The sequence below is a fragment of the Mesorhizobium sp. M0522 genome (genome assembly GCF_040321085.1).
Taxonomy (GTDB): Bacteria; Pseudomonadota; Alphaproteobacteria; order Rhizobiales; family Rhizobiaceae; genus Mesorhizobium.
This window is the reverse complement of sequence record NZ_JAMYQW010000002.1, coordinates 293,985-320,876: the sequence shown is the minus strand read 5'-3', so window position 1 is coordinate 320,876 and position 26,892 is coordinate 293,985. Positions and strand designations below refer to the sequence as shown.

Here is a 26,892-nt window from a genome sequence, read left to right as displayed (position 1 = left end):
GCCACTAGATATTGAAGCCGGGCGATTGACTTTTCGCCCGGCTTTATTTTTGCGCTGATTGATTCTTCACGCCGATTCGCGCAAGCGCTATGGTGCTGATTCGCGGTCCGGGGACGAGGCCCGGGCGCACGCATCAGGGCGGTCTTGCATTCAGGCGGCGAAGAGGACCAAGACATGCCGGGGGATAACCCGCCTTGCGCGGGACAGGCCGTTTCCGGCGGCCATAACGATTCGATCACGGGCTCCGCTGCCAGAGGCGGCAGCCTTCTATGGCGCGCCGGCAGCCGTGTCGGGGTGCTGCTTGCTTCTTCCGCGCTGGTTGGTCCGCTGCTTGGCTTTACTGCACATGCCCAAACCCGCGTGGCGCAAAAGGCCGGGCTGTCGGTCAGCACGGTCGAGGTCATGCAACTCGCCATGTTCGTCGGCGTCATGGGGGCGGCATTGCTGTCGGCCATCTTTCTGATCCGCGAACGGGCGCGCACCGCGGCGGAAAATGCCGAGCTCAGGACCCGTATCGCCGACGTCAATGCCGCGCTGCAGCGCTCGGAGGCGCTGCTCCATTCCCGCGATCAGCGCGTGGTGGTATGGGCGGCCGAGAACAAGAAGCCCGAGCTTGTCGGGACATTGCCGATCGAGAGCGGCGCGCCGGAGGACCGGGCGGCCTTCCTGGCTTTCGGCCGCTGGCTGATGCCGCGTTCGGCGGCCGCACTCGAACATGCCGTCGCGGCACTGCGGGACAAGGCAAAGCCGTTCGATCTGGTCATCGAATCGCAGGCCGGCCAGCCGCTCGAGGTTCACGGCCGCAAGAGTGCGGCGCATGTGCTGGTTCGCTTCGTCTCGCTTTCGGAGACACAGCGAAGCCAGGCCAGGCTGAAGATCGAGAACCAGCGCTTAGCCGCCGACCATGAGACGCTGATCGGTCTTCTGGATGCGCTCAAGATGCCGTCATGGCTGCGTACTGTCGACGGGCGGCTGAAATGGGTCAACCGCGCCTATGCCGAAGCGGTCGAGGCCGAGAATGCCGAAGCGGCGGTCCGCGATGGCAAGGAATTCCTCGGCGGCCAGGCGCGCGACACGATCGCTGCGCAGCACAAGTCGCGCGCGGTCTTTGAACAGACGCTCTCCACGGTCATCGAAAGCGACCGCCGTATGTTTGCCGTGACCGATTTTGCCGGGGCGGATGGTTCGGCTGGTCTTGCCTGCGACATCAGCGCTATCGAGGCCATTCGCGCCGAATATGAGCGGACCATGCAGAGCCACGCCGACACGCTCGATCAGCTCAACACCGCCGTGGCGATTTTCGACACCGACGAGAAATTGCGGTTTTTCAATCAGGCGTTCCAGAAGCTATGGGGCCTCGACAGCGGCTTCCTGCACAGTGCGCCGGACAACGCCTTGCTGCTTGACCGCCTGCGCAGCGAAGGCAAGATCGCCGAGCAGCCCGAATGGCGGCGCTGGAAAGAGAGCCTGCTCGGCGCTTACCGCGCGGTTGAATCGCAGGAGCATTGGTGGCATCTGCCGGACGGCAAGACCATTCGCGTCGTCGCCAATCCGCAGCCCAAGGGCGGCGTCACCTGGGTGTTCGAGAACCTGACCGAGAAGATGGACCTTGAAAGCCGCTACCAGACCGCCGTCCGGGTCCAGGGCGAGACGCTCGACAACCTCGCCGAAGGCGTCGCTGTGTTCGGCCCCGACGGCAAGCTGAGATTGTCGAACCCGGCGTTCGCGGCATTGTGGGGGCTGGATGCCGATGCCTCAAAACCCAACGTCCATGTCTCGACGATCCGCGACCTTTGCGACCGCCGTGCCGTCGACAGTCCGTGGGGCGGGTTCGTTGCCGCCATCACCGGCTTCGACGACGAGCGCCGCGACCGCCACGGCCAAACCGAATTGAACAACGGCACCGTTTTGCGCTACGCCGTCATCCCTTTGCCCAACGGCCAGGTGATGATGACCTTCGTCGATGTTACCGACAGCGTCAATGTCGAGCGGGCGCTGAAGGACAAGAATGAGGCGCTGCAAAAGTCCGACCAGATCAAGAACGAATTCGTGCAGCACGTCTCCTATGAGCTGCGCTCGCCACTCACCAACATCATCGGCTTTACCGAGCTTCTTTCACTGCCGTCGACTGGTCCGCTGAACCAGAAGCAACGCGAATATATCGGGCATGTCGGCTCGTCCTCCTCGGTCCTGCTCACCATCGTCAACGACATCCTCGACCTGGCGACGGTGGATGCCGGCATCATGGAACTCGACATTTCCGAAGTTCACATCGATCGAACCATTACGGCTGCCGCCGAACTGGTCGCCGACCGGCTGGAGGAACATGCGATCAAGCTTAGGATCGACGCGGCGGCCGCGCCGAAGACCTTCCACGGCGACGAGATCCGCGTCCGCCAGATCCTCTACAATCTGCTCAGCAATGCCGCCAATTACGCGCCGGAGGCGAGCACCATAACGCTCGCCTGCCGCCAACTTGCCGACGGCGTGGAATTTTCCGTTCACGATGACGGCCCCGGCATGCCGCCGGACCTGCTTGACTCAGTGTTCCGGCGCTTCGAGCCGCGCACCAATGGCGGCCGCCGCCGTGGCGCCGGGCTCGGCCTGTCGATCGTCAAGAGCTTTGTCGAACTGCATGGCGGCAGCGTCCGCATCGAGACCGGCAGGGATAAGGGCACCACGGTTGTTTGCACCTTTCCCGACACGCCGTCCGGCATCCGCGCGGCGGCCGAGTAGCGCGTTCGATGGCGGTATTGGTGCTGGAGCATTTTCTCGCCGACGAGGCTGCGACGGCAAGGTTCGGCGAGGATCTCGCCATGTCGCTGCGCATTGGCGACGTGCTCGCCCTCAAGGGCGATCTCGGCGCCGGCAAATCGACCTTGGCACGGGCGCTGATCAGGGCACTGGCCGACGATGCCGGACTCGACGTGCCGAGCCCGACCTTCACGCTGGTCCAGAGCTACGACACGCGTGTGCCGGTTCATCATTTCGATCTCTACCGCTTGGGCACGGCATCCGAGCTGGACGAGCTGGGCTTCGACGAGGCGCTGACGCAAGGCGCCGCGCTGGTCGAATGGCCGGAGCGGGCAGAGGCATATCTGCCGAAAACCTCGGTGCTGGTCGAACTTCTCCAGCAGGGCGACGGCCGACTGGCGAGACTATCGGGAGAGGGCGCCGCCTTCGAGCGCGCGGCGCGATCGCTGGCAATGCGCGATTTTCTCGGGCAGGCCGGTTGGGGCGAAGCGCAGCGACGATATTTCATCGGTGATGCCTCGGCTCGCTCCTACGAGATCGTCACGCTCGCCAGATTTCCGCCGCGGGTGCTGATGAACTCGCCAAGGCTGGTGCTCGGACCGCCAGTCCGCGACGGCAAACCCTATGCCGAGATCGCTCACACCGCGCAATCCGTTTCGGCGTTCGTCGCCATCGACCGGGCCTTGCGGGCCGGCGGCGTCAGCGTCCCGGAAATCTATGCCCAGGATCTCGACCAGGGTTTTCTCCTGCTGGAGCATCTCGGTTCCCAAGGGTTTCTCGACAAGCGCGGCCAGCCGGTGGCCGAGCGCTACGCTGCGGCGGCCGAACTGCTTGCCATGATGCACGGCAAAACATGGCCGACCCGCATGCAGGCCGGCCCCGGCGTCTTCCACGAGGTGCCGCCTTTCGACCGCGACGCCATGATGATCGAGGCCGAATTGTTGGTCGACTGGTATGTCCCGGCGATATCAGGCGCTCCGCCTAGAGAGGCGCTGCGCGCCGGTTACCGCAGCGAATGGAGTGCGGTGCTCGATCGGCTGGAGGGGCGCGAATACACGCTGATGCTGCGCGATTTCCATTCACCCAACCTGATCTGGCGCGCTGACCGTTCCGGTCACGATCGCCTCGGCGTCGTCGATGTCCAGGACGCGCTGATCGGGCCGTCCGCCTACGACGTCGCCTCGCTCGCCATGGACGCGCGCGTCACTATCTCACCCGAAATCGAAAAGCACACGCTCGCCGCCTACATCGCCGCGCGACGCGCTGCCGGTGCCTTCGATGAGAACGAATTCCGCGAAACCTATGCAATCATGGCCGCACAGCGCAATTCCAAGATCCTCGGCATCTTCGTGCGGCTCGAAAAACGCGACGGCAAGCCTTATTATCTGAAGCATCTGCCGCGCATCCGCGACTATCTTCGCCGGGCACTGGCGCATCCGGCGCTGGCCGGGCTGCAGGATTTCTACATCGCCCACGGCTTGCTGGAGGAACGCTCGATTTGACGGCTAAGAATTTGGGCCTGAAGGCGTCGGATGAGCAGCCGATGCCGACGACCGCCATGGTGCTCGCCGCCGGGCTCGGCAAGCGCATGCGGCCGATCACCGACACCATGCCGAAGCCGCTGGTCAAGGTCGCCGGCAAGACATTGCTCGACTGGGGGCTGGACTGCCTAGCCGAAGCCGGCGTCGCCAAGGCCGTCGTCAACGTCCATTACCTCCCGCAACAGATCGTGGACCATGTAGCCCGCCGCAGTGCGCCGAGAATCGTCATCTCGGATGAGAGTAGGGACTTGCTTGACTCCGCCGGTGGTATCGTCAAGGCATTGCCCAGGTTAGGGGCGCCCTTCTATGTGCTCAACGCCGACACCTTCTGGATCGACAGCGGCGTTTCCAATCTCAGGCGTCTTGCCCTTGCATGGGAGGGCGCGACAATGGACATTCTGCTGATGCTTGCGGATCTCCAGTCGGCAACCGGACATAGCGGCGGCACCGATTTCCTGGTGGCGCCGGCCGGCGCCTTGCGGCGTGCGAACAACGATCCGGCCGGCCTGATCTATGCCGGCGCCGCAATCGTCCATCCGCGCATCTTCAAGGATGCGCCGGTCGGTCCACACTCTCTCAACGCCTATTTCGATGCGGCAATCGCCGCCGGCCGCCTGTTCGGCATGAAAATGCAGGGTCACTGGATTACTGTCGGCACACCTGACGCGATCCCGCGGGCGGAAGCAGCGGTCGCCGCCGCGCTTGCCGGCACGCCCAATGCTGTTGCTGAGGCACCCGGCGCGCTTACCGAGTCGAAATGAGCGGCTCCCGCCGCGTTTTCTCGATCCCGCCCGGAGCGCCGTTCCTGCCGACGCTGGCCGAGGCGCTGCTTGCGGGGCGCTTGGTTCCCGGCTTCGCCTATGACGGCGATCCGCTGGCGCTGGCCGATCTCACCATCTATGTGCCGACGCGCCGTGCGGCGCGGGCGCTTCGCGGCGTCTTCGTCGATGCTCTCTCGCGCTCGGGAAGCCGCTCGGCGATCCTGCCGGTCATCCGCCCGCTCGGTGAGTTCGATGAAGATGAAGCCGCCTTCGAGGCAGGAGGTTCGGTCGCCATCGACCTTGCGCCGCCGATCGCCGCGGTCGAGCGTCTTCTGCTGCTTGCGCCGCTGGTGCGGGCGTGGAAACGCCGCCTGCCGGCACATGTCGCGGCATTGTTCGACGAGGAGATCGTCATACCGGCCTCCGCCGCCGACGCCATCTGGCTGGCGCGCGACCTTGCACGCCTGATGGATGAGATCGACACCGAAGGCACGGATTGGGCAAGGCTCGCCGACCTTGTAACCGGCAATCTTGCAGGCTGGTGGCAGGTGACACTCGACTTCCTGACCATCGTGACGGAGAACTGGCCGAACCTGCTCGAGGAACGCCATCGTTCCAATCCGGCCGCGCATCGGAATGCCCTGATAAGGCTGGAGGCGGCGCGGCTGAAGCGTAATCCGCCAGCCGGACCGGTGATCGCCGCCGGTTCCACCGGCTCCATTCCCGCCACGGCCGAGCTGCTTGCCGTGATCGCCGGTCTGCCCAATGGCGCCGTCGTGCTGCCCGGGCTCGACCGGGCGTTGGACGAGCCGTCCTTTGTCGCGATCACCACACCGGGCGCGCGCCCAGCCGTGCTTGGCCACCCGCAATACGGCCTGGCAAAGTTGATCGGCAAGATCGGCGTGCCGCGCGCCGATGTCGAGGAGATTGCTGTTGCGCCGCGACCGCTTGCGCTGCGCGCCGCACTTGTCGGCGAAGCGCTGCGCCCGGCGGAGACCACCGAGCTCTGGGCCGAGACGCGCGCTCGCTTTAGGACCGGCGATATTGCCGAGGCCTTCGCCGATGTGACGCTTCTCGAAGCCGCCAGCGAACGCGACGAAGCCGTGGCGATCGCCGTCGCGCTCAAACAGGCCGTCGAACGGCCCGGCCAGCGCGCCGCACTCGTCACCGGCGACCGCGCTCTGGCGCGGCGCGTCTCAGTCGAGCTGCTGCGCTTCGGCGTTGCCGCCGACGATTCCGGCGGCACGCCGCTGATCAACACGCCAGCCGCCAGCCTGCTCAGGCTGGCGCTTCAGGCAGCCTTCCGCCCGGGCGACCCCGTCGCCCTGCTGTCGCTGCTCAAGCATCCCCTGCTTGGCCTCGGCCTGGAGCGGGTAAGCGTGCGCTATGCGGCCGAAATCGTAGAACTCGTGGGGCTGCGCGGCGGCACAGGGCGTCCGGACGTGGCGTCGCTGCCGCAGCTCTTCGACACCCGGCTCCTCGAATTCGACGGCGGCGGCAATCGCCGTCCACCCTTCTGGTGGCCGCGGCTTTCGGTCAGGCGCATCGAACAGGCGCGCGACCTGCTGACCCGGCTAACGGCCGCGCTGGCGCCGCTGGTTGCTTTTCGCGGCGACGAGAATGCCGATCTTGCCACCCTTGTGCGCGCCAGCGTCGTTGCGCTCGAAAGTCTCGGCCGCGCCGCTGATGGCAGCCTGAGCGAACTCTATGCGGGCGATGCCGGCGAAAAGCTCGCCGAGCTCTTGCGCGGGCTGGTCGCGGCCTCGGTGTCGTTCTCCTTCGCCGCTGACGAATGGCCTGACGTGATGGAGGCGCTGATCGCGCCCGAGACGGTCAAGCCGGCGCAGGGCACCGACAGGAACATCGCCATCTGGGGTGTGCTGGAAGCGCGGCTTCAAGATGTCGACACGCTGGTCGTCGGCGGGCTCAACGAAGGCGTGTGGCCGCGCAAGCCGGAGAGCGACCGCTTCATGTCGCGGCTGATGAAGACCGGCATCGATCTTGAACCGCCCGAGCGGCGCATCGGCCTTGCCGCCCATGATTTCCAGATGGCCATGGGCGCCAAAAAAGTGGTGCTGGCTCGCTCCGGCCGCTCCGGCGACGCACCGTCGGTACCTTCGCGCTGGCTGCAGCGCATCCTTACATTCGTCGGCGAGGACCACGCTGCTGCACTTCGCCGGCGCGGCGACGAACTGCTTGCCTGGGCGCGTGCGCTCGATGCCGGCGAAAAGCAGGACTTTGCGCCGAGGCCGCAGCCGAAACCGCCGCTCGCCGCGCGGCCGCACCACTTCTCGGTCACCGAGATCGAAACGCTACGCCGCGATCCCTATGCGGTCTATGCCAGAAGGATACTCGGCCTGATGCCGCTCGATCCGGTCATTCGCGATCCGGGCGCCGCCGAGCGTGGCACGCTGTTTCACGCCATTCTGCACCTCTTCTCGGCGAGGGTGGCCGACCCGCGCGCGCCGGAGGCGCTGGACGGGCTCATCGCCGCAGGCCGCTCCTGCTTTGCCGAGGCGGCCCTGCCGGCCGATGTCGAGGCGGTGTGGTGGCCGCGTTTTGAAAAGCTTGCCGCCGGCATCATCGAATGGGAGCGCGGCCGGGCCGCCGCCGTGGCACGGCGGCACGCCGAGGAACGCGCCGAAAAGACCGGTGTCGGCCGATCCGGCGTGACCCTGTCCGGCTACGCTGATCGCATCGATCTGCTGGCTGGCGGCATGGCCGACATCCTCGACTACAAGACCGGCTCCTCGCCATCCAAAGCGCAGGCGCACACGCTGCTCGCGCCGCAACTGGCGCTGGAGGGCGCGCTGCTGCGTCGCGGCGCCTTCAAGGAGCTTGGCGCCTGTGAGCCGTCGCAACTGGCTTTCGTGCGGCTGAGGCCGAATGGCGAGGTGTTCGAAGAATCGATCCTCGAATACAACCGCAAGCCGCGAACCGCCGCCGATCTCGCCGAAGAGGCCTGGGCGAGGTTGGAAAAGCTGCTGATCCACTATGCCGACCCGACGACCGGGTATTTGTCGCGGGCGTTGCCGTTCCGCGAGGGTGAGACCGACGGCGATTACGACCATCTCGCCCGCGTGCTCGAATGGTCGGCCGGCGGCGATGCCGACGACGAGGGAGGGGAGGCATGAAAAAGGCCTATCCCATTCCAAGCGACACTGTCGCCAGTCAGGCAAGCGCCTCCGATCCGCGCAATTCCGCATGGGTGTCGGCCAATGCCGGATCCGGCAAGACCCATGTACTCGCCCAGCGCGTTATCCGGCTGTTGCTGCGCGGCACCGATCCGTCCAAGATCCTGTGCCTGACCTATACGCGTGCCGCCGCCGCCAACATGTCGAACCGGGTGTTTTCGACCCTGTCGCAATGGACGGCCCTGGGCGATGCCGAGCTCTCGACACGGATAGAGGCGCTGGACGGCCGCCAGCCCGACCGCGAAACCATGCGCCGGGCGCGGCGGTTGTTTGCGGAGGCTCTGGAAACACCGGGCGGGCTGAAGATCCAGACCATCCACGCCTTCTGCGAATCGGTGCTGCATCAGTTCCCGCTGGAAGCCAATATCCCTGCGCATTTCGAAATGCTCGATCCGCAAATGGAGGCATCGCTGTTTGCCGCCGCCCGCCGCGACATGATTTCGGGCGGCGTTGCAGGCGATGCGGCATTGTCCGACGCCTTCGCCACCGTGCTGGAGCGCGGCGGCGAGCATGGGCTCGACGCACTGCTGGCCGAGATCGTGCGCAAGCGCGATGGTTTGCGTGCGTTCATCACCGCGGCCGGCGGCGATGGTTTTCAGGCGCTGTTCGACGAGTTCCATTTCCGCGCCGGCCAGACGGCCGAAGGTATAGCCGCCTCGGTCTGGCCGCCCCCCGGCTTCCTGCCGGATTATCTCGTCACCTTTTCACGGGCGGCCGAGGCCGCCGATGCGCGCATCGTGCTGAACAATCTGCTGCCATACGCCCGCCTTGCCTTTGCCGAGGAGGATCCGGTACGTCGCCTGATTTTGCTCTCCAAGGCTTTCCTGAGGGCCGACGGCGAGCCTTACGATCCGGCAAAGACATTTAAAAGGGCATTGCTTGACCGGCTGCCCGATCTTGCCGAACGTTATCTGGCGGCGGTCGACGCCATTCTCGAAATCTCCGACCGGCTGGCCTTGTTCAGGATGCTGGAAGGCACGCGTGCGGCGCTGACCATCGCCGACTGGCTGATCGCCCGTTACGAGCAATTGAAGCGCGCCCGCGGCTTCCTCGACTTTAACGACCTGATCACCCGTACGGTCAACCTTTTGGCACGGCCCGATGCCGGCCCTTGGGTGCAGTACAAGCTCGACCAGGGCATCGACCACATCCTGCTCGACGAGGCGCAGGACACCAGTCCCGACCAGTGGGAGGTGGTCAAGCGGCTGGCGGAGGAGTTCTTTGCCGGGCTCGGCGCACGCGACGCGGTCCACCGCACCATCTTTGCTGTCGGCGACGAAAAGCAGTCGATCTATTCCTTCCAGGGAGCCGCCCCGGATTCCTTTGCCGACAGCCGGCTTTTGTTTGCCGGCAAAGTTAGATCCGCCGCCGCCGCCTTCGCCGATCTCAAGCTGACCTGGTCGTTCCGCTCGACCGAAGATGTTCTTGCCGCCGTCGACCGGGTCTTTGCCGACCCGAACGTGCGGCGCGGCATCAGCCACGATCCTGATCCGCTCGACCACAAGGCGATCCGCACCGATGCGCCGGGTCATGTCGAGGTCTGGCCGTCGATCGGCGCCAACGTCGTCGACGAACCAGACGATTGGACGCAAGCGGTCGACCATGCCCACGCGCCGGCAGTCCGCGTCGCTGAAAACGTCGCCGCAACGATTGCCGGCTGGATCGGCAACGGTGAGGTCATCGAAGGCCGCGGCAAGAAACTCCGCCCCGGCGACGTGCTGGTGCTGGTGCGCAAGCGCGATCGCTTCGTCCATGCGCTGACGCGGGCGCTGAAGCGCCGCGACATTCCGGTGGCCGGCGCCGACCGGCTCAGCCTGCCCGGCCACGTCGTGGTGAAAGACCTGATCGCACTTGGCCATTTTCTCATCCAGCCCGAGGACGATCTGTCGCTGGCCGCCGTGCTGCGCAGCCCGATCTTCGATGTTTCGGAAGAGCAGCTTTTCGCGCTTGCTGCCCAGAGGCCGTCGGGCGTCTCGCTGATCGCCTCGCTGCGCCGGCATGTCGGCGAAAGCGAGGCGTTGGCCGCCGTCGTCAGCCGGCTCGACACATGGTCGAACGAGGCCGCATTCAAGCCGGTGTTCGAATTCTATGCCGCAGCTCTCGCCCGCGACGGCCTGCGCAAGAAGATGATCGCGCGGCTCGGTCCGGAGGCCGGCGATATCCTCGACGAATTCCTGAATTTCTGCCTGGCCGAGGAGCGAACCGGCCTGCCAGGGCTGGAATCCTTCCTGTCGACGCTGGAAAACGCCGGCCCCGAGATCAAGCGCGAAATGGACCAGACCCGCGACGAGGTTCGCGTCATGACCGTGCATGCCGCCAAAGGCCTGGAAGCGCCGGTGGTATTCCTTGTCGATGGCGGCTCCGCGCCGTTCAGCGACCAGCATCTGCCGAGATTGATGCCGTTCGAAGGCTCGGGCGACTGCTGGGAGGGCAAGGGCTATCTCTGGCGTTCGGCCAGCGATGTCGCCAATGGGTTTTCACGCGCCGCATCGGCCCGCGCCCGCGAGCTCGCCGACGACGAATACCGCCGGCTGCTCTATGTCGGCATGACCCGCGCCGAGGATCGGCTGATCGTCTGCGGCTACCATGGCAAGCGGGCGCCGAATACCGGCACCTGGCATTCGATCGTCAGCCGCGCACTGGTCGGTGCCGCGGAGAGCAAAGAACGCCGGCATCCCGCCACTGGCGAGACCGTGCATCGTTTCCAGGTGACGAAACTGCCGCCCATGCCACTGGCGGCAGTGAATGAGGCACGACAGGCGGAACGCTTTGCACCACTGCTTGAAACCCTGTTCCGGCCTCTGCCGCCCTTCGAGGAATTGCCGCGGCCGCTCTCGCCGTCCGGCGCCTCGGTGCTGATCGACGAGGCGCGGCAAGCGGTGGCCGACACGCGTTCGCCGGTACTGGATGCCGACGCCGAGCCCGGCTTTGCCGTCATGCGCGGGCTGGCGCTGCACAAATTGCTGCAGATGCTGCCCGGCATCGCCGAGGGAAAACGCCGGGATGCCGCCGAACGCTATCTGGCAAGAGCCGGCGCGGAATGGCTCGACGACGAGCACGACAAGGCCTTGGCTGGCGTTTTCAGAATTCTTGCCGACAGCCGCTTCGCGCCGCTGTTTGCGCCAAACTCGCGCGCCGAAGTCGCCATCATGGGCAGCCTGGAGGTAAGGGGCAAACTGCGCTCGATTTCCGGCAAGATCGACCGGCTGGCAGTAACGCCGGACAAGGTTTCGATCGTCGACTACAAGACCAATCGGCCAGCGCCAGCTACGCTCGCCGAAGTGCCGCAAGCCTATGTTCTGCAGCTCGCACTTTATCGCGCGCTGCTTCAGCCGCTCTATCCGGGACGCGAGGTCTCGGCGGCGCTGCTGTTCACCGAGGCGCCGCGGCTGATCGAGCTGCCGGCGGCGGCCTTGGACGATGCGCTTGCTAGACTCACGGGAGCGTGACACAACACTTGCTTGAAGACGGACGCGACCACCACCACATTTGGTGCGACGAACAAATCGAAAGGATCTCAGCATGGCCACCGTCAAGGTCGACAAGAGCAATTTCCAGGCCGACGTGCTCAACGCCAAGGAGCCGGTCGTGGTCGATTTCTGGGCGGAATGGTGCGGCCCGTGCAAGATGATCGCCCCGGCGCTCGAGGACATCGCCATCGAACTCGGCGGTAAGATAAAGATCGCCAAGCTCAACATCGACGAGAATCCTGAGCTGGCCGCGCAGTTCGGCGTACGCTCGATCCCGACGCTGATGATCTTCAAGGGCGGCGAAGTCGCCGACATGAAGGTCGGTGCTGCGCCGAAAACGGCATTGTCGCACTGGATCAACGGCAGCCTCGCCTGATCCGATCAAAATTTTGCAGAAAAGCCCGGCCTCGCGCCGGGCCATCTTTTGCTGGCGTCATTGGTGGGCCGCTCTGGCACTCGCGGCTTGCCGCCCGGTATTCTTCTCTTCTGAATTCAAAGGAGAAGCGATATGACCGGATCCGCCAAGGCCACCGTCTTCATCGACAATGAGCGCGTCATCGTCACCGAATACCGCTTCGCCCCGGGAGACAACACCGGCTGGCACCGCCATGGCCACGACTATGTGATCGTGCCGTTGACCGACGGCAAGGTGAAGCTCCTGACCAAGGATGGGGAATCCATTGCCGAAATGAAGAAGGGCTCGCCGTATTTCCGCAACGAGGGCGTCGAACATGACGTCATCAGCGCAAACGATGGCGAATTCGCCTTCATCGAGGTCGAGCTGAAGTAGTCCACCAACGCATCGGCTGCGTCGCTACAATTGTCCGGCGAGGCGCGATCACCAATCCGCGATACGATCGCCGCCGACGAATTGTGCGCTTTTCTCAGTATATTCGAACAGTTCTATCTTCACGCCGTTGGGGTCGCGGATCCAAGCCTGGTAGGTGTCATCGCACGCGCGTTTCTTGGAAGTGACATCAACGCCCTTTGACCTCAGATGGATGATCGCGGCGTCGATGTTTTCCACTTCGAGGCAGAAGTGGTTGATCTGGTTCAAGTCGCCATAGCTGGCGCCGTCTTTCTGGAACACCTCGACATGGCTACGGCTGCCGCAATTGAGGTAGAAGCCGAAAATCTTCCCGTCGCGCAAGAAATTGAACTGGGTATCCATGCCGAGGACGTCCCGATAGAAGCTTCGCGTCATCTCCAGGTCATTCGCGAAAATGCAAACGTGAGCGAGCTGCTTTACCTTGATCATGATTGGCTCCTCGCGGTGGTCTGATAAGTGTGGCGTCACCGTGGCCCGGCTGAAGCACGCCTCAAACCGGCGGCGTGCCGTTTTCGGCCAATACCGCGCCGGCCAGGTAAAGTGACCCGCCAATCAGGATGCGCGGCGGCGGTCCGTCCCATGTGTCGCGCAGCAGCATCAGCGCATTGGCGACGGAACTGACCGGTTCGGCCGACAGGCCGGCCTCGATGGCGCGGGTCGCCAGCTCGTCGTTCGGCACGCCCGCGTCGCTCAGGCTCACCGGCACGGTGTAGACATGCCGGACCAGGCCTTTGAAGGCGCGGAAATAGCCGCTCTGGTCCTTGGTGTTGATCATGCCCGAGATCAGGAACAGCGGACGCGGGTTCTTTTCCTCCTGCTCGGCCAGCGCCTCGGCGACGACCACGCCGGCGCCGGGATTGTGGCCGCCGTCGAGCCAGATGTCGGCGCCCTTCGGCGCCAGTTCGCTCAGCCGTCCTTGCGGCAGCTTTTGCATGCGGCCCGGCCAGGCGACGTTCGCCATCGCCTTCTCGGCAGCGCGGTGGCTGATCTCGAAGCCCGCCGCCTTGACCGCCGCGATCGCCGCCGCCGCATTGGCGAATTGATGGCGCCCCGGCAGGCGCGGCGGCGGCAGGTCCATCAATCCGTCTTCGTCCTGATAGACCATGCGGCCGTTTTCCTCATAGGCAAGGAAATCCTGGCCATAGACGAAGGCGGGGCAGTCGAGCCGCTCGGCGGTTTCGATGAGCACCTGCTGGGCCGTCTCGCTTTCCTGCGCGCCGATGACGACCGGGCATCCGCGCTTGATGATGCCGGCCTTTTCGGCGGCGATCAGCTCGACGCGGTCGCCGAGATAGGCTTCATGGTCGAGCGACACCGGCATGATCACCGACACGGCCGGCTCGGCGATGACATTGGTGGCGTCGAAGCGGCCGCCAAGGCCAACCTCGAGGATGACGGCATCGGCCGGATGTTCGGAAAACAGCAGGAAGGTGACGGCGGTGAGGATTTCGAAGACGGTGATCTTCTGGCCTTGATTGGCTTTGGCGACGCGGGCGATGGCTTCGGCGAAGACCTTGTCGTCCACCAGCCTGCCGCCGCCATCCGCGGCCAGCCGGTAGCGCTCGTGCCAGTTCACCAGATGTGGCGAGGTGTGGACGTGGACGCGGTAGCCGGCGGCTTCGAGCAGCGCCCGTGAAAAAGCAGCGCAGGAGCCCTTGCCGTTGGTGCCGGCGATGTGGATGACCGGCGGCAGCTGGTCCTGCGGATTGCCGAGCCGCTCGAGCAGCCGCGAAATGCGGTCGAGCGAAAGGTCGAAGCCCTTCGGATGAAGCGCCATCAGGCTTTCGATTTCGCGGTCGGCGGCAAGCGTGGTCATGGCGAATCCTAGGCGCGCCACGGACGGGGCGCAATCGCGGTTCGTGGCGAATGCGTCAGGCGTGCGGCCGGGCTTCGACCGGGATCACCGACGGCGGCAGGATTTCCGGCTCCTGCGGTTTTTGCTCTTCCGGCAGCTTGAGCAGCATTCTCAGCAGCCGCGCAACCGTCTGGCGCATCTCCAGCCGCGACACCACCATGTCGACCATGCCGTGTTCCATCAGATATTCGGCGCGCTGGAAGCCGTCGGGCAGCTTTTCCCGGATGGTCTGCTCGATGACGCGCGGGCCGGCAAAGCCGATCAGGGCGCCGGGCTCGGCAATATGCACGTCGCCCAGCATGGCATAGGAGGCGGTGACGCCGCCGGTCGTCGGGTTGGTCAGGACGACGATATAGGGAAGGCCAGCCTCCTTCAGCCTGTCAACGCCGATCGTGGTCCGTGGCAGCTGCATCAGCGACAGGATGCCTTCCTGCATTCGGGCGCCGCCGGAGGCCGCAAACAGGATCAGCGGCCGCTTGCGCTGCAAGGCGACCTCGAAACCATGCACGATGGCGTCGCCGGCCGCCATGCCGAGCGAGCCGCCCATGAAGGCAAAATCCTGCACCGTCACCACCACCGGCAGGCCTTCGACCGTACCCAGCGCATTGATGATGGCATCTTCCAGGCCGGTCTTGGCCTTGGCATCCTTCAGCCGGTCCACATAGCGCTTCTCGTCGCGGAACTTCAGTGGATCCTGCACCACCTTGGGGTTTTCCAGTGTCTCGTATTTGCCGTCGTCGAGGAAGAATTTCAGCCGTTCCTTGGCCGAGATCTTCATGTGGTGGCCGGAGGACGGGATGACGAACTGGTTCTGCTCCAGATCCTTGTGGAACACCATTTCGCCGGTCTCGGGATCCTTGATCCACAGGTTTTCCGGCATGTCGGTGCGGCGGCCGAGCATCGAATTGATCTTCGGACGGACGTAATTGGTGATCCAGTTCATCGCTTCGGCTCCTGTCCCTTAAGAAGACGTAGGAAGATTATTCGGCGGCAGCAAGGCGAGCCGCGCGAACCCCTTGCGAAAGCCCGCTGACCAGCGTGGCGACGGCCTCGGCCGGATCGGCGGTCTTTTCGCCCTTCGGCCCCAGCACGTTGGCGACGGCATTGACAATCGCGGTGCCGACAACGACGCCGTCGGCCGACGCGCCGATGGTGCGCGCCTGCTCGGCGGTCTTGACGCCGAAGCCGACGCAGATCGGCAGGTCGGTATGGCTCTTGATGCGCTTGACCGCTGCCGCCACCTTGCCGGTGTCGGCCAGCGCCGAACCGGTAATGCCGGTCATCGAGACGTAGTAGACGAAACCCGACGTGTTCTGCAGCACCTTGGGCAGGCGCTTGTCGTCGGTGGTCGGCGTCGCCAGCCGGATGAAATTGATGCCGGCCTTGAGTGCCGGGATGCAAAGCTCCTCGTCCATCTCAGGCGGCAGGTCGACGACGATCAGCCCGTCTATACCGCTGGCCAGCGCATCGCTCAGGAAGCGCTCTACGCCGTAGATGTAGATCGGATTGTAATAGCCCATCAAGACGATCGGCGTTTCGCTGTCGCCGGCGCGGAATTCCGAGGCCATCTTCAGCGTCTTGACCAGAGTCTGGCCGCCCTTCAGCGCCCGCAGGCCGGCCGCCTGGATCGCCGGGCCGTCGGCCATCGGATCGGAAAACGGCATGCCGAGCTCGATGATGTCGCTGCCGGCGTCGGGCAGCGCCTTCATGATCGACAGCGACGTGTCGTAGTCTGGGTCGCCGCCCATGAAATAGGTGACGAGTGCCGGTCGACCTTCGGCCTTCAGCTTTGCCATGCGGCGGTCGATGCGAGTGGCCATGATCAGATCTCCATGCCCAGCATATTGGCCACTGTGTGCACGTCCTTGTCGCCACGGCCGGACAGGTTGACGATGACGATCTGGTCCTTGTCCATATCAGGCACGATCTTCACCGCCTGCGCGATGGCATGGGCCGATTCCAGCGCCGGAATGATGCCCTCGACGCGCGTCGTCAGCTGAAACGCCTCCAGCGCCTCGTCGTCGAGGATCGGAACATAGTCGACGCGGCCGGAGTCGCGCAGCCATGAGTGTTCGGGACCGACGCCCGGATAGTCGAGGCCCGCCGAGATCGAGTGGCCGTCCATGATCTGGCCGTCGGCGTTCTGCAAGAGGTAGGTGCGGTTGCCATGCAGCACGCCGGGCGCGCCGGCATTCATCGAGGCGCAATGCTCGATGCCGTCGAGGCCGCGGCCGCCGGCTTCGACGCCGATGATGCGCACCTGCCTGTCATCCAGGAAGGGATGGAACAGGCCGATAGCGTTGGAACCGCCGCCGACACAAGCGATGATGGTGTCCGGCAGCCGGCCTTCCTGCTCGAGGATCTGGGCGCGCGCCTCGGTGCCGATCACCGACTGGAAGTCGCGCACCAACTCCGGATAGGGGTGCGGGCCGGCGGCGGTGCCGATCAGGTAGTAGGTATCCTCGACATTGGTCACCCAGTCGCGCAGGGCCTCGTTCATGGCGTCCTTCAGCGTGCCGTGGCCGGCGGTCACCGGCCGCACCTCGGCGCCCAGAAGTTTCATGCGAAAGACGTTGGGGCTTTGCCGGGCGACGTCGGTCGCGCCCATATAGACGATACAAGGAAGCCCGAAGCGCGCCGCCACTGTGGCGGAAGCGACGCCATGCTGGCCGGCGCCGGTCTCGGCGATGATCCGCGTCTTGCCCATGCGCTTGGCGAGCAGGATCTGGCCGAGGCAGTTGTTGATCTTGTGCGAGCCAGTGTGGTTCAGGTCCTCGCGCTTGAAATAGACTTTTGCGCCGCCCCCGAGGCCCTTAGCCGCGGAAACCCCGCGAAGATGCCGGGTAAGGCCTTCGGCGAAATAGAGCTTCGAAGGCCGCCCGGCGTAATGCGTCGAGAGATCGGTCAGCTCGGCCTTGAAATCCGGGTCGTTCTTGACCTCGTTCCAGTGCCGCTCCAGCTCGAGGATCAGCGGCATCAGCGTTTCGGCAACGAAACGACCGCCAAAAATGCCGAACATGCCCTGCTCGTCGGGGCCGGTGCGGAAGGAATTCGGTATCGCCGGCTTATCCATCGCCGATCTCCTGGTCTGCGGTTTGAAGCGTGGTCAGGCGGCGCGGTTGTCGCGTGCTGCCCCGACGGCCCGGAAAAATTGTTCGATCAGCGCCGGTTCCTTGACGCCCGGCGCGCTTTCCACGCCCGAAGAAATATCTATTCCGGGCGGGTTCACGAGCCGAACGGCGTCGCCGATATTTCCAGCATTGAGCCCACCGGAAAGCATGTAATCGACGCCGGCGTCAAGGCCGGCAAGAATGCGCCAGTCGAAGGCAAGACCGTTGCCGCCCGGCAATTCCGAATTCCTAGGCGGCTTGGCATCGAACAGAAAGCGGTCGGCAATGCCGACGAAGGGTTTTACCTGCTTGAGATCGGCAGCCTCGCTGACCGGCAGCGCCTTCATCACCGGCAAGCCGTAGCGCGCCTTCACCTCGGCCACCCGCTCAGGGGTTTCGGCGCCGTGAAGCTGCAGCATGTCGGGCTGCATTTTTTCGACGATCTCATCCAGAAACGCGTCGCCGGCGTCGACCGTCACCGCAACCGCCTTGGCCCTGCCGCGCGCCGCTTCGCGCAGGCGGCCAGCTTCCGCCGGCTCGACATAGCGCGGGCTTTTGGCAAAGAAAATGAAGCCGACATGGCTGGCGCCGCCGGCCAATGCCGCGGCCAGTGCCTTGTCGGTCTTCAACCCGCATATCTTGATGTCGAGCGCCATGGCGCGGGATTGGCACGAAACGGCCAAAGAGTCGAGAAAAAGCATCCTGTTTGCCGCCAGCGCGGAACGCGCTACCTTGCTAATGTAAGAGCGCAACGCGCTACCTTGCTAATCTAAGAACGCAACGCGCTGCCTTGCTCAGGCACAAAGGCGGGAGAACAAAGATCATGCCGGAAAAGACCGTCGCGGAACTCAGGCAAAAGCTGGCGCAGGCCCATGAGGTCATCGCTCATTTGATGGACAAGGCCGCCTTCAACGGCGCCGAGGCGCACCGGGCGCTGGCTTATTTCAGCAACGATGGCTTCGAGAAGGATTTCCTGCCCTGGCCGCGCCACGCCGACGAGGGGCTGCGGCCGGAGGAGTTGAACGCGGCCAATGACGATTGAGCAATTAAGCCCTGATCAAAAGCGCACTCTGTCAATGGAGTGTTCCTCCTCTCAACGCGCAACTTAGGTTGTTCATGGCCTCCAACGGAAAGTCATGTTTGCGCCAGTTTTCCTTGTAACCTTTGAGGCCATGTGTGTTCAAAACCTCACGCGCGGCACTGAGAACTGCTTCTGCGAACTCTCGCAACCCGCATGTGGCTTCAAGTTTCACCTCGCCGAAGTCGTCTGGCTCGTCAGACCAGATTTCTGAAAATTCCAGTATCTGCACTCTGACAAAAGCGCCTTCTGGCACCAGGACGAAGCGATACTCACCGGGCTCATCACAGAAGCGTGCGACCGAATACCTGGTGCCTTTCAGCGCGTTCAGCGTGGCGCCAAGCAACTCGTTGAGGGCATCGCCCAGATAAGACGCCGCCACGGTCGCCTGAAGGTCCCCAACCGTGACATCGCACATCGCCCAGCCCGCTCCAATCAGCCGGTATTCCATCCGCGCAGGCATCAATCACTCGAACGCGATCGCCTGCAGCGCGCCGCCATTGCGCTTGAGCCAGTCCTTGCAGCGCTCGGTGTCCGGGCAAAGCTGCTCGCATAATTTCCAGAATTTCGGGCCGTGGTTCATCTCCTTGAGGTGCGCCACCTCATGCGCGACGAGGTAGTTTATCACCGGCCGCGGCGCCATCATGATGCGCCAGGAAAACGACAGATTGCCGTCCGACGTGCAGGACCCCCAGCGGCTCGACGTATCCTTGAAGCGGATCGCCTTGGCCCGCTTGCCAATCGCCGCGCTGTGCTTCGTCACCAGCGCCTCGATCTCGCGCTTGGCTTCGCGCTTCAGGAAATCGGCGATGCGGCGCGGCAGATGCACGCGTTCGCCATGCACGATCATCAGCGGTCCGCGCTCGTCGCGCGACAGCGTGACGGTTCCGCGTTTCGACGGTTCATGGACGATGCGATGCGGCACACCGCGCACCGGTACCTTGATGCCGGGCCGCACCTGTGGCCGGTTGGGTACCTTGGCCAGCCTTTGCTCCAGCCAGTCCTGATGGCGGTCGAGGAATTTTTCCACCTCGCCGCGGCGCAGCCCCGGCGGCACGGTGATGCGCAGGCCGCGGCCGCCGGAGTCGATGCGCAGCGTCAGGCGGCGGGCGCGGTCGTTCTCGACGATCTTGAGCGGCAGCGTGCGGCCGGCAACGCAATGCTCGCGCTCCACGACGGGCGTGGGCTTGGGTTTCGCCGGGGTGCGGAAGAAGCCGAATGACATGCCGGGACGATACGCGATTCGAGGGAAACGAATAGAACAAAAAAGAAACGGCGCCGCTGACGCGACGCCGTTTTTGAATTATTTATCGGGGCAAGGACCTTTACTCGTCGAGCAGGCCTGGCGTGGAATTACCGCCGCGTTTGTTGTTCGTCGTCGAGCCGGTTGACCCACCGGTCGTGGGCGACGTCGACTTGTTGCGGTTGGCCATGAAGCGGTCGAACTCTTCCTGGTCCTTGGCGCGGCGCAATTCGCGGGCATATTCGTCGAACTCGCTCAGCATCTCGTCGAGCTTGCGGCGTTCCTCGGCAAGCCGCTCGAGTTCCTTTTCGCGCCAGTCGTCGAAAGCGACGTTGCCGGTGCGGGCGGAGCCATGGCCCCAGCGCGCGGCCTTGTCGGACCCGCGGCGGCAGCCGGCGAAGATGCCGTCTGTGGCGCGATTGACGTCACGCTTGAAGCCCTCGAGCCGGTCGCCCCAGATGATGTAGGCGAGCATGGCGAAGCCGAGCGGCCAGAACACCATGAACCCGATCACCATCAACGCGATGGTCGCCGGCGTCCAGGCCGGACGGATCAATGCAGATGTGTTCATTTCTCCCAATCCTTCAGTTGGAGACAGCCAAATCCGGCTGCGTGAAATCGAAATGGGATGGAGAAAACGGCGATTCAAGACAGCGACCGCCAAAACCGGACAAGCGGCTGAAATGATTATCGCTTTTTGAGCATTTCGAGGAAAAGAGCAGTCAGGCCCCGTAAGGGGGCAATGCCGCCGACGGTTCTGTAGTGAAAATCCAGCGCCGATCGCGTCTGCTGGCTGAGTGCAATGGTTTGACGCTTCGAAGCCGTCCGTTCAAAAATCCAGAGGCGCATTGTCGACGACCTCTTTCATCACGAAGAAGGTTCTGGTCTGGCGAACGCCAGGCAGTGCGATCAATTGGTCCCCGTGGATTCGGTTGAAATCCGCCATGTCACCAACCCTGATCTTCAGAAAATAATCGAAGTCGCCTGCCACCAGATGGCAGTCGAGGATGAATTTCAGCTTGGCGACGGCCTTTTCGAATTCCGCGAAACTCTCCGGGGTCGAACGGTCGAGTACGACGCCAACCATCACCAACGCGCCTCTGTCGACCTTCTGCGGGGTCACCATCGACCTGACATGGCTGATGTAGCCTTCATCGAACAGGCGTTGCGTCCGGCGGTGGCACGTCGCCGGGCTAACAGCGACCGACTGCGCCAGCTCCGCATTGGTCAGTCGCCCATTGCCCTGGAGCAGGCGCAACATTTTCAGGTCGATCCGGTCGAGCGCTGCGCGCATGAAAGATTCTTCCGTTATTCGGATTAAGAATCGAATATATATGACATTTCAATGCCATGAAGCGATATTTTGGATATTCTGGGCTCGATCTTTGAGAGCACATTTCAAGGCAGAGCTGATAGTGTTCATCGCACCACACCGCAATGAATGGAACAAGCGAGGGCACTCTCATGCTCGAGAAATTCGAACGTTATCCGCTCACATTCGGGCCGACCCATATCGAGAAACTGGAGCGGCTTGGTGGTCATCTCGGCGGGAAGGTCGATCTCTATGCCAAGCGGGAGGATTGCAATTCCGGCCTTGCCTTCGGTGGCAATAAACTGCGCAAGCTCGAATATATCGTCCCGGACGCGATCGCCTCAAACGCCGACACACTGGTGTCGATCGGCGGCGTCCAATCCAACCATACGCGCATGGTGGCGGCCGTCGCGGCGAAGATCGGCATGAAGTGCCGCCTCGTGCAGGAAAGCTGGGTGCCCCACGAGGACGCCGTCTACGATCGCGTCGGCAATATCCTTTTGAGCCGGATCATGGGCGCTGATGTCCAGATGGTCGATGAGGGTTTCGACATCGGGATTAGGGAAAGCTGGGAACAGGCAATCGCGGATGTGAAGGCCAAGGGTGGCAAACCCTATCCAATTCCGGCCGGGGCTTCGGTACACAAATATGGCGGCCTGGGCTATGTCGGCTTTGCCGAGGAGGTCCGCGCGCAGGAGAAGGAGCTCGGCTTTGCCTTCGACTACATCGTCGTTTGTACCGTCACCGGTTCGACTCACGCCGGCATGCTGGTCGGCTTCGCCAAGGACGGCCGCGAGCGCAAGGTGATCGGCATCGACGCATCCTGCACCCCGGCGCAGACCAAGGCGCAAGTGCTCAAGATCGCGCAGAGCACCACGACGCTGGTCGAACTCGGCAAGGAGCTCGATGAGAACGATGTCGTCCTGATCGAAGATTATGCCTATCCGGTCTACGGCGTCCCCTCGCAGGAGACGAAGGAAGCAATCCGTCTCTGCGCGCGTCTTGAAGGCATGATCACGGATCCGGTCTATGAGGGAAAATCCATGCAGGGCATGATCGATCTCGTGAGCAAGGGTTATTTTCCCAAGGGATCGAAAGTGCTCTACGCCCACCTTGGCGGCGCTCCGGCCATCAACGGATATGCTTATGCGTTCCGCAACGGCTGAATCTATCCCGCCTGCCGCACCATGGCGTCCACCGCCCGCACCAGCATGTCGAGATCCTGCGGCCGCGACAGGCGGTGGTCGCCGTCGGGAATGAGCGACAGCGTGACGTCGTCGGCCGGCAGCAGGCTGACCAGCTTCAACGCATGGCTCGACGGCACGTCGGGATCGGCAAGGCCTTGCAGGATGTGGACCGGACAGTGCGTGTCGATCGGCCCGGTCATCACCCGGTTGTTGCGGCCGTCCTCGATCAGCGCGCGCGTGTAGATGTAAGGCTCGGCTGAATAGTCCGACGGCTCCTCGAAAAAGCCCTTTTTCCTGAGGTCGCGCTTTTGCGCTCCGGTCAGCACCGGCTCGATCAGTTCAGCGGTGAAATCGGGCGCCGGGGCCAGCAGCACAAGACCTGCGATGCTGTTTTCGCCCGCCTTGCGCAATTCCTGCACCATGCGCAGCGCGATCCAGGCGCCCATCGAGGAGCCGACCAGGATCTGCCTGCCCTGGGTGAAGCGGCGGAAAACCGCCAGGCTCTCGCCCAGCCATTTCGAGATGGTGCCGTCGGCAAAGGCGCCACCCGATTCGCCGTGGCCGGAATAATCGTGGCGCAGAAAGGCGCGACCTTCTTTGCGCGCCCATTCCGACAGCGTTTCGGCCTTGGTGCCCAGCATGTCGGATTTGTAGCCGCCGAGCCAGACGATGCCGGGCTCGGCACCTGCCGCATGCCTGACGGCGATGCTCGTCCCGTCGACGTCCAGGAAGATCGGGGTGGTGGTCATGGTGTATTCCCTCACGCCGGTCTTTTGGCACAAGCGGGGGTTCAACGAAAAGTGCTCCGCCACTTTCTTCGCTTGGTGCAGAGGAGCATTCCATCGAGCAGGTGATTTCCTGAGAATGCTGTGCTATTGACTCCGACCGCGCGCTCACCACATTGCGCGTTCGCAATTCTGAACTGAAGAACCCCTTAACGAAACGGCTCAAGGAGACCACGACCATTCGCAGACCTTTCAAAGCAGCGGCGCCCACCAAGGAAGGCCCGCGCTCCAACCGTGACATCCGGGTTCCCCGGGTCCAGCTAATCGACGCCGAAGGCCAGAACCGCGGCGATGTCTCCATCAACGATGCATTGCTGCTCGCCGAAGAGGCGGGGCTCGATCTGGTCGAGATATCGCCCAATGCAGTGCCGCCCGTCGTAAAGATCCTCGATCTCGGCAAGCTGAAATACGCCAACCAGAAGAAGGCGGCCGAGGCGCGCAAGAACCAGAAGGTCATCGAGATCAAGGAGATCAAGATGCGCCCGAACATCGACAGCCACGACTATGAGACCAAGATGAAGGCCGTCCGGCGCTTTTTCGAGGAAGGCGACAAGGTCAAGCTGACATTGCGCTTCCGCGGTCGCGAGATGGCGCATATGGAACTCGGCATGCAGCTTCTGAACAAGGTTCGCGAGGAAGTGGCGCCCATCGCCAAGGTCGAAGCCGAACCGAAGCTCGAAGGCCGCCAGATGATGATGGTGCTGGCGCCCCGCTAAAGCGCGTTGCGCTTTAGTTCTGTTTTGTGCATGTCGTTGTCGCAAAACCGCTGCGCACTTTTGGGCGACGTGCATAAAATCCGCCTGAATCATGTTGCAAGGCGTCCCGGCGATCGGCGGGGCGCCTGTTTTCTTGGCCAGACGCTGCGATCGCCGGCGAGAGCAAAGACGCTCTGGTTCCCTCGACGATCGGATTCCCGACATGGTCAATGAAGTCAAGCATTCGGAAGCCAGATATGGACTGGGCAGCTATCAGCACACGCGCAGGATGGTACTTGCCGTTCTGATCGTGGTGATGTTTGCGGCGCTGCTGTTCGGCCAGTCGGTTTTCCCGCCCGATACGCCAGTGCATGAAACGATCGAAATGGTCGGCGTCGTGCTGATCTTTCTCGGCGTCGTCGGACGCTTGTGGTCGACGCTCTACATCGGTGGACGCAAATCCTCAGAAGTGGTGACCGGCGGACCGTATTCGATTACGCGCAACCCACTCTACCTTTTCTCCACTTTAGCTGCCGCCGGTGTCGGCGCACAGATCGGCTCCATCTCCGCCACGATCGGCTTTGGAGCGCTCTGCGCGGGTGCCTTTTACATCGTTATCCTGCGCGAAGAGAAATTCCTCAAGCAGGTTCTCGGCGCGCCATACCAGGCCTACCTGGCGAAAGTGCCGCGCTTCTTCCCGAAACTATCGCTGTATCAGGAAGGCGACACCGGCAGCTTCAAGCCGCGCCTGCTGCGAACCACGCTGCTGGACGGTCTGGTCTTCCTGGTTGCCTTGCCGGCTTTCGAACTGATCGACGGCGCCCAGCAGTCCGGCATATTGCCGGTGCTGTTCCGTTTCCCCTGAGTGCAGTGTTGCTGAGTACAGTGTTGCTGGGCACGGGGTGTTGCGCGCCAGCCCGCTTTGACGTATAGGACCGCCGTTCCCAAAAAACCGCCCGGCAGGGCATGCCGTGGCGGTTTCATTTGCTTTTCGGGCTTTGGTCGGCCTGAAGCGAACAAAAAGCGCATTGGTGCGCATATAAACGGAGTAGCAAAATGCCCAAGATGAAGACCAAATCGGCCGCCAAGAAGCGGTTCAAGATCACAGGTACGGGTAAAGTTCTGTCGGCTGCGGCCGGCAAGCGTCACGGCATGATCAAGCGTTCCAACAAGTTCATTCGAAATGCCCGCGGCACGATGGTTCTGGCTGAACCGGATGGCAAGAAGGTCATCAAGAATTTTCTGCCGAACGGCCTCTAGGGCATGATGCCAAAAAGTTGCAGACTTTTTGGAAACATCATGCGCCAAAATAAGAGCATTCGGTCTGGGCACGCATTTGTTTTACGCAATTCCGAACGGAAAACCGCCAGGCACTTTTCCTGGAATTGCTTTTAAGGAGATCATGACATGGCACGCGTAAAGAGAGGCGTCACCTCGCACGCCAAGCACAAGAAGGTCCTGAAAGCCGCCAAGGGTTTTTACGGCCGTCGCAAGAACACCATCCGCATCGCCAAGCAGGCGGTGGAAAAGTCGCTGCAGTACGCCTATCGCGACCGCAAGAACCGCAAGCGCTCGTTCCGCGCGCTGTGGATCCAGCGCATCAATGCGGCGACGCATGAGCATGGCCTGACCTACGGCCGTTTCATCGACGGTCTCAACAAGGCCGGCATCGAGATCGATCGCAAGATCCTGTCGGACATGGCCATCCACGAGCCGCAGGCCTTCGCCGCACTCGTGGCCAAGGCCAAGGTCGCGCTCGAATACCTGAAGAATACCACGCCGAATGCTTTTGAAAGCGCTGTCGCTTAAGACCAGCGCTTCCCAAGCTATTCGACACTTGATTTGGGAAACCCGCGCTGGCAGGGCTGGCGCGGGTTTTTCTTTGCTTCCAATCGGATCTGGAACATGAGTGACATGGAAACTCTCGAAAATTCCCTGATGGCCGAGATCGCCTCGGCCGCCGACGAGCAGGCGATCGAGGCGGTGCGTGTCTCTGCCCTTGGCAAGAAGGGCTCGGTTTCCGAGATGCTGAAGACACTCGGCTCGATGAGCGCCGAGGAGCGACAGGTCAAAGGCCCGGCAATCAACGGCCTCAAGAACCGCGTCACCGAGGCACTTTCGGCGCGCCGCGCCGAGCTGAAAGATGTGGCGATCACGGCACGGCTTGCCGCCGAGAAGGTCGACGTCAGCTTGCCGGTCAGGCAATCGCCGGCCGAGCGCGGCCGCATCCATCCGATCAGCCAGGTTATCGACGAGATCGCGGCGATTTTCGGCGATCTCGGCTTTGCCATCGCCGAAGGTCCGGACATCGAGACCGACTATTACAATTTCACCTCGCTGAACTTCCCGGAAGGCCACCCGGCGCGCGAGATGCACGACACCTTCTTCTTCCAGCCGGACGCGCAGGGCGAGCGCAAGCTTTTGCGCACCCACACCTCGCCGGTGCAGATCCGCACCATGGAGATGCAGAAGCCGCCAATCCGCATCGTCATCCCCGGCAAGACTTACCGGCAGGATTCCGATGCCACCCACTCGCCGATGTTCCATCAGGTCGAGGGGCTGGTGATCGACAAGTCGGCCAACGTCGCCAACATGAAATGGGTGCTGGAGGAGTTCTGCAAAGCCTTCTTCGAGGTGCCGAGCGTGAAGATGCGCTTCCGGCCGTCTTTCTTCCCGTTTACCGAGCCCAGCCTCGAGGTCGACATCCAGTGCGATCGTTCGCGGCCGGGCGAGGTGCGCTTCGGCGAAGGCTCCGACTGGATGGAGATTCTCGGCTGCGGCATGGTGCACCCCAATGTGCTCCGTTACGGTGGCCTCGATCCTGACGAATACCAGGGCTTCGCCTGGGGCATGGGCATCGACCGCATCGCCATGCTGAAATACGGCATGCCGGATCTGCGCGCCTTCTTCGACGCCGATGTCCGCTGGTTGTCGCATTACGGTTTTAGGCCGCTTGACATGCCGACGCTGTTCGGGGGCTTGAGCGCGTGACGACCGGGCCGCAGCAAATCCGCGGGCAGCTCGCCTTCCTGCACATGTCCGACGCGCGGCCGCATAGCTTCAAGTGCAGCGTGCCCA

26 protein-coding genes are annotated in these 26,892 nt (G+C 63.3%); 15 read left to right on the top strand and 11 right to left on the bottom strand.

Features of this window, described 5'->3' with window-relative positions:
- The first annotated feature begins 174 nt into the window (after positions 1-174).
- The 7 genes from NKI58_RS04235 (at position 175) to NKI58_RS04205 (ending at position 12,510) form a co-directional block, all read left to right on the top strand.
- Entirely contained in the window at positions 175-2,736 is a 2,562-nt protein-coding gene (locus NKI58_RS04235) for a sensor histidine kinase (protein WP_352782264.1), read from the top strand.
- A gap of 8 nt (positions 2,737-2,744) precedes the next feature.
- Positions 2,745-4,256 (top strand): tRNA (adenosine(37)-N6)-threonylcarbamoyltransferase complex ATPase subunit type 1 TsaE, encoded by a 1,512-nt coding sequence (gene tsaE / locus NKI58_RS04230; protein ID WP_352782263.1) that lies wholly within the window; start codon positions 2,745-2,747, stop codon positions 4,254-4,256.
- A 41-nt stretch (positions 4,257-4,297) separates the two neighbouring features.
- Entirely contained in the window at positions 4,298-5,056 is a 759-nt protein-coding gene (locus tag NKI58_RS04225) for a nucleotidyltransferase family protein (protein WP_352783787.1), read from the top strand.
- Entirely contained in the window at positions 5,053-8,190 is a 3,138-nt protein-coding gene (gene addB / locus NKI58_RS04220) for a double-strand break repair protein AddB (RefSeq protein ID WP_352782262.1), read from the top strand. Before NKI58_RS04225 ends, addB begins: the two co-directional genes overlap by 4 nt.
- On the top strand, positions 8,187-11,699 hold the full coding sequence (addA, locus tag NKI58_RS04215; protein WP_352853058.1) for a double-strand break repair helicase AddA: 3,513 nt from the start codon (positions 8,187-8,189) through the stop codon (positions 11,697-11,699). Before addB ends, addA begins: the two co-directional genes overlap by 4 nt.
- A gap of 73 nt (positions 11,700-11,772) precedes the next feature.
- Positions 11,773-12,096: a thioredoxin gene (gene trxA, locus NKI58_RS04210; RefSeq protein WP_352782259.1), complete on the top strand. Its 324-nt coding sequence runs from the start codon at positions 11,773-11,775 to the stop codon at positions 12,094-12,096.
- 132 nt (positions 12,097-12,228) lie between these two features.
- A complete protein-coding gene (locus tag NKI58_RS04205; protein WP_352782257.1) occupies positions 12,229-12,510 on the top strand; it encodes a cupin domain-containing protein in 282 nt (93 codons plus the stop codon).
- A gap of 48 nt (positions 12,511-12,558) precedes the next feature.
- Here the strand turns inward: NKI58_RS04205 and NKI58_RS04200 are convergent, their stop codons facing one another.
- The 6 genes from NKI58_RS04200 to NKI58_RS04175 form a co-directional block, all read right to left on the bottom strand.
- Positions 12,559-12,978 (bottom strand): VOC family protein, encoded by a 420-nt coding sequence (locus NKI58_RS04200; protein ID WP_352568479.1) that lies wholly within the window; start codon positions 12,976-12,978, stop codon positions 12,559-12,561.
- A gap of 61 nt (positions 12,979-13,039) precedes the next feature.
- Positions 13,040-14,365, bottom strand: coding sequence for a bifunctional folylpolyglutamate synthase/dihydrofolate synthase (locus NKI58_RS04195; RefSeq protein WP_352472565.1), 1,326 nt, complete (start codon positions 14,363-14,365; stop codon positions 13,040-13,042).
- Between the two features lie 55 nt (positions 14,366-14,420).
- Positions 14,421-15,347, bottom strand: coding sequence for an acetyl-CoA carboxylase, carboxyltransferase subunit beta (accD, locus tag NKI58_RS04190; RefSeq protein ID WP_352755319.1), 927 nt, complete (start codon positions 15,345-15,347; stop codon positions 14,421-14,423).
- A gap of 37 nt (positions 15,348-15,384) precedes the next feature.
- Positions 15,385-16,224, bottom strand: coding sequence for a tryptophan synthase subunit alpha (gene trpA, locus NKI58_RS04185; protein WP_352782255.1), 840 nt, complete (start codon positions 16,222-16,224; stop codon positions 15,385-15,387).
- Between the two features lie 2 nt (positions 16,225-16,226).
- A complete protein-coding gene (trpB, locus tag NKI58_RS04180) occupies positions 16,227-17,477 on the bottom strand; it encodes a tryptophan synthase subunit beta (protein ID WP_352782253.1) in 1,251 nt (416 codons plus the stop codon).
- 33 nt (positions 17,478-17,510) lie between these two features.
- Complete coding sequence (locus NKI58_RS04175; RefSeq protein WP_352782284.1) at positions 17,511-18,170, bottom strand: phosphoribosylanthranilate isomerase; 660 nt, start codon at positions 18,168-18,170, stop codon at positions 17,511-17,513.
- Positions 18,171-18,337: 167 nt separating this feature from the next.
- Between NKI58_RS04175 and NKI58_RS04170 the strand changes: the two genes are divergently transcribed.
- Positions 18,338-18,556 carry a hypothetical protein gene (locus NKI58_RS04170; protein WP_023677566.1) on the top strand — a complete coding sequence of 73 codons (219 nt, stop codon included), beginning with the start codon at positions 18,338-18,340 and terminating at the stop codon, positions 18,554-18,556.
- Between the two features lie 31 nt (positions 18,557-18,587).
- On the opposite strand, the gene NKI58_RS04165 is transcribed toward NKI58_RS04170, so the two are convergent.
- From NKI58_RS04165 to NKI58_RS04155, 3 genes are all read right to left on the bottom strand, one after another.
- Complete coding sequence (locus tag NKI58_RS04165) at positions 18,588-19,055, bottom strand: hypothetical protein (RefSeq protein ID WP_031211993.1); 468 nt, start codon at positions 19,053-19,055, stop codon at positions 18,588-18,590.
- Positions 19,056-19,058: 3 nt separating this feature from the next.
- A complete protein-coding gene (locus NKI58_RS04160; protein WP_023677568.1) occupies positions 19,059-19,817 on the bottom strand; it encodes a M48 family metallopeptidase in 759 nt (252 codons plus the stop codon).
- Between the two features lie 100 nt (positions 19,818-19,917).
- Positions 19,918-20,406 (bottom strand): DUF2852 domain-containing protein, encoded by a 489-nt coding sequence (locus NKI58_RS04155; RefSeq protein ID WP_023677569.1) that lies wholly within the window; start codon positions 20,404-20,406, stop codon positions 19,918-19,920.
- Here NKI58_RS04155 and NKI58_RS04150 point away from each other — a divergent pair.
- On the top strand, positions 20,336-20,536 hold the full coding sequence (locus NKI58_RS04150) for a hypothetical protein (protein ID WP_198023569.1): 201 nt from the start codon (positions 20,336-20,338) through the stop codon (positions 20,534-20,536). The two genes, NKI58_RS04155 and NKI58_RS04150, sit on opposite strands and share 71 nt — an antisense overlap.
- 128 nt (positions 20,537-20,664) lie before the next feature.
- Here NKI58_RS04150 and NKI58_RS04145 read toward each other — a convergent pair whose 3' ends face one another.
- Complete coding sequence (locus NKI58_RS04145; protein WP_023677570.1) at positions 20,665-21,129, bottom strand: Lrp/AsnC ligand binding domain-containing protein; 465 nt, start codon at positions 21,127-21,129, stop codon at positions 20,665-20,667.
- A 170-nt stretch (positions 21,130-21,299) separates the two neighbouring features.
- On the opposite strand from NKI58_RS04145, the gene NKI58_RS04140 reads away from it, so the two are divergent.
- On the top strand, positions 21,300-22,313 hold the full coding sequence (locus NKI58_RS04140) for a 1-aminocyclopropane-1-carboxylate deaminase (protein ID WP_352782251.1): 1,014 nt from the start codon (positions 21,300-21,302) through the stop codon (positions 22,311-22,313).
- Positions 22,314-22,315: 2 nt separating this feature from the next.
- On the opposite strand, the gene NKI58_RS04135 is transcribed toward NKI58_RS04140, so the two are convergent.
- Positions 22,316-23,083 (bottom strand): alpha/beta hydrolase, encoded by a 768-nt coding sequence (locus NKI58_RS04135; protein ID WP_023677572.1) that lies wholly within the window; start codon positions 23,081-23,083, stop codon positions 22,316-22,318.
- 215 nt (positions 23,084-23,298) lie between these two features.
- Here NKI58_RS04135 and infC point away from each other — a divergent pair, with 215 nt between their 5' ends.
- The 5 genes from infC (at position 23,299) to pheS (ending at position 26,805) form a co-directional block, all read left to right on the top strand.
- The gene (gene infC / locus NKI58_RS04130) at positions 23,299-23,835 is read left to right on the top strand and encodes a translation initiation factor IF-3 (RefSeq protein WP_023677573.1); all 537 of its coding nucleotides are present in this window, start codon (positions 23,299-23,301) and stop codon (positions 23,833-23,835) included.
- A 202-nt stretch (positions 23,836-24,037) separates the two neighbouring features.
- On the top strand, positions 24,038-24,679 hold the full coding sequence (locus tag NKI58_RS04125) for a methyltransferase family protein (protein WP_352697215.1): 642 nt from the start codon (positions 24,038-24,040) through the stop codon (positions 24,677-24,679).
- Between the two features lie 191 nt (positions 24,680-24,870).
- On the top strand, positions 24,871-25,074 hold the full coding sequence (rpmI, locus tag NKI58_RS04120; RefSeq protein WP_006201248.1) for a 50S ribosomal protein L35: 204 nt from the start codon (positions 24,871-24,873) through the stop codon (positions 25,072-25,074).
- A 147-nt stretch (positions 25,075-25,221) separates the two neighbouring features.
- Positions 25,222-25,623 (top strand): 50S ribosomal protein L20, encoded by a 402-nt coding sequence (rplT, locus tag NKI58_RS04115; protein ID WP_006201247.1) that lies wholly within the window; start codon positions 25,222-25,224, stop codon positions 25,621-25,623.
- 96 nt (positions 25,624-25,719) lie between these two features.
- Positions 25,720-26,805 (top strand): phenylalanine--tRNA ligase subunit alpha, encoded by a 1,086-nt coding sequence (gene pheS / locus NKI58_RS04110; RefSeq protein WP_352663440.1) that lies wholly within the window; start codon positions 25,720-25,722, stop codon positions 26,803-26,805.
- The last annotated feature ends 87 nt before the right edge of the window (positions 26,806-26,892 follow it).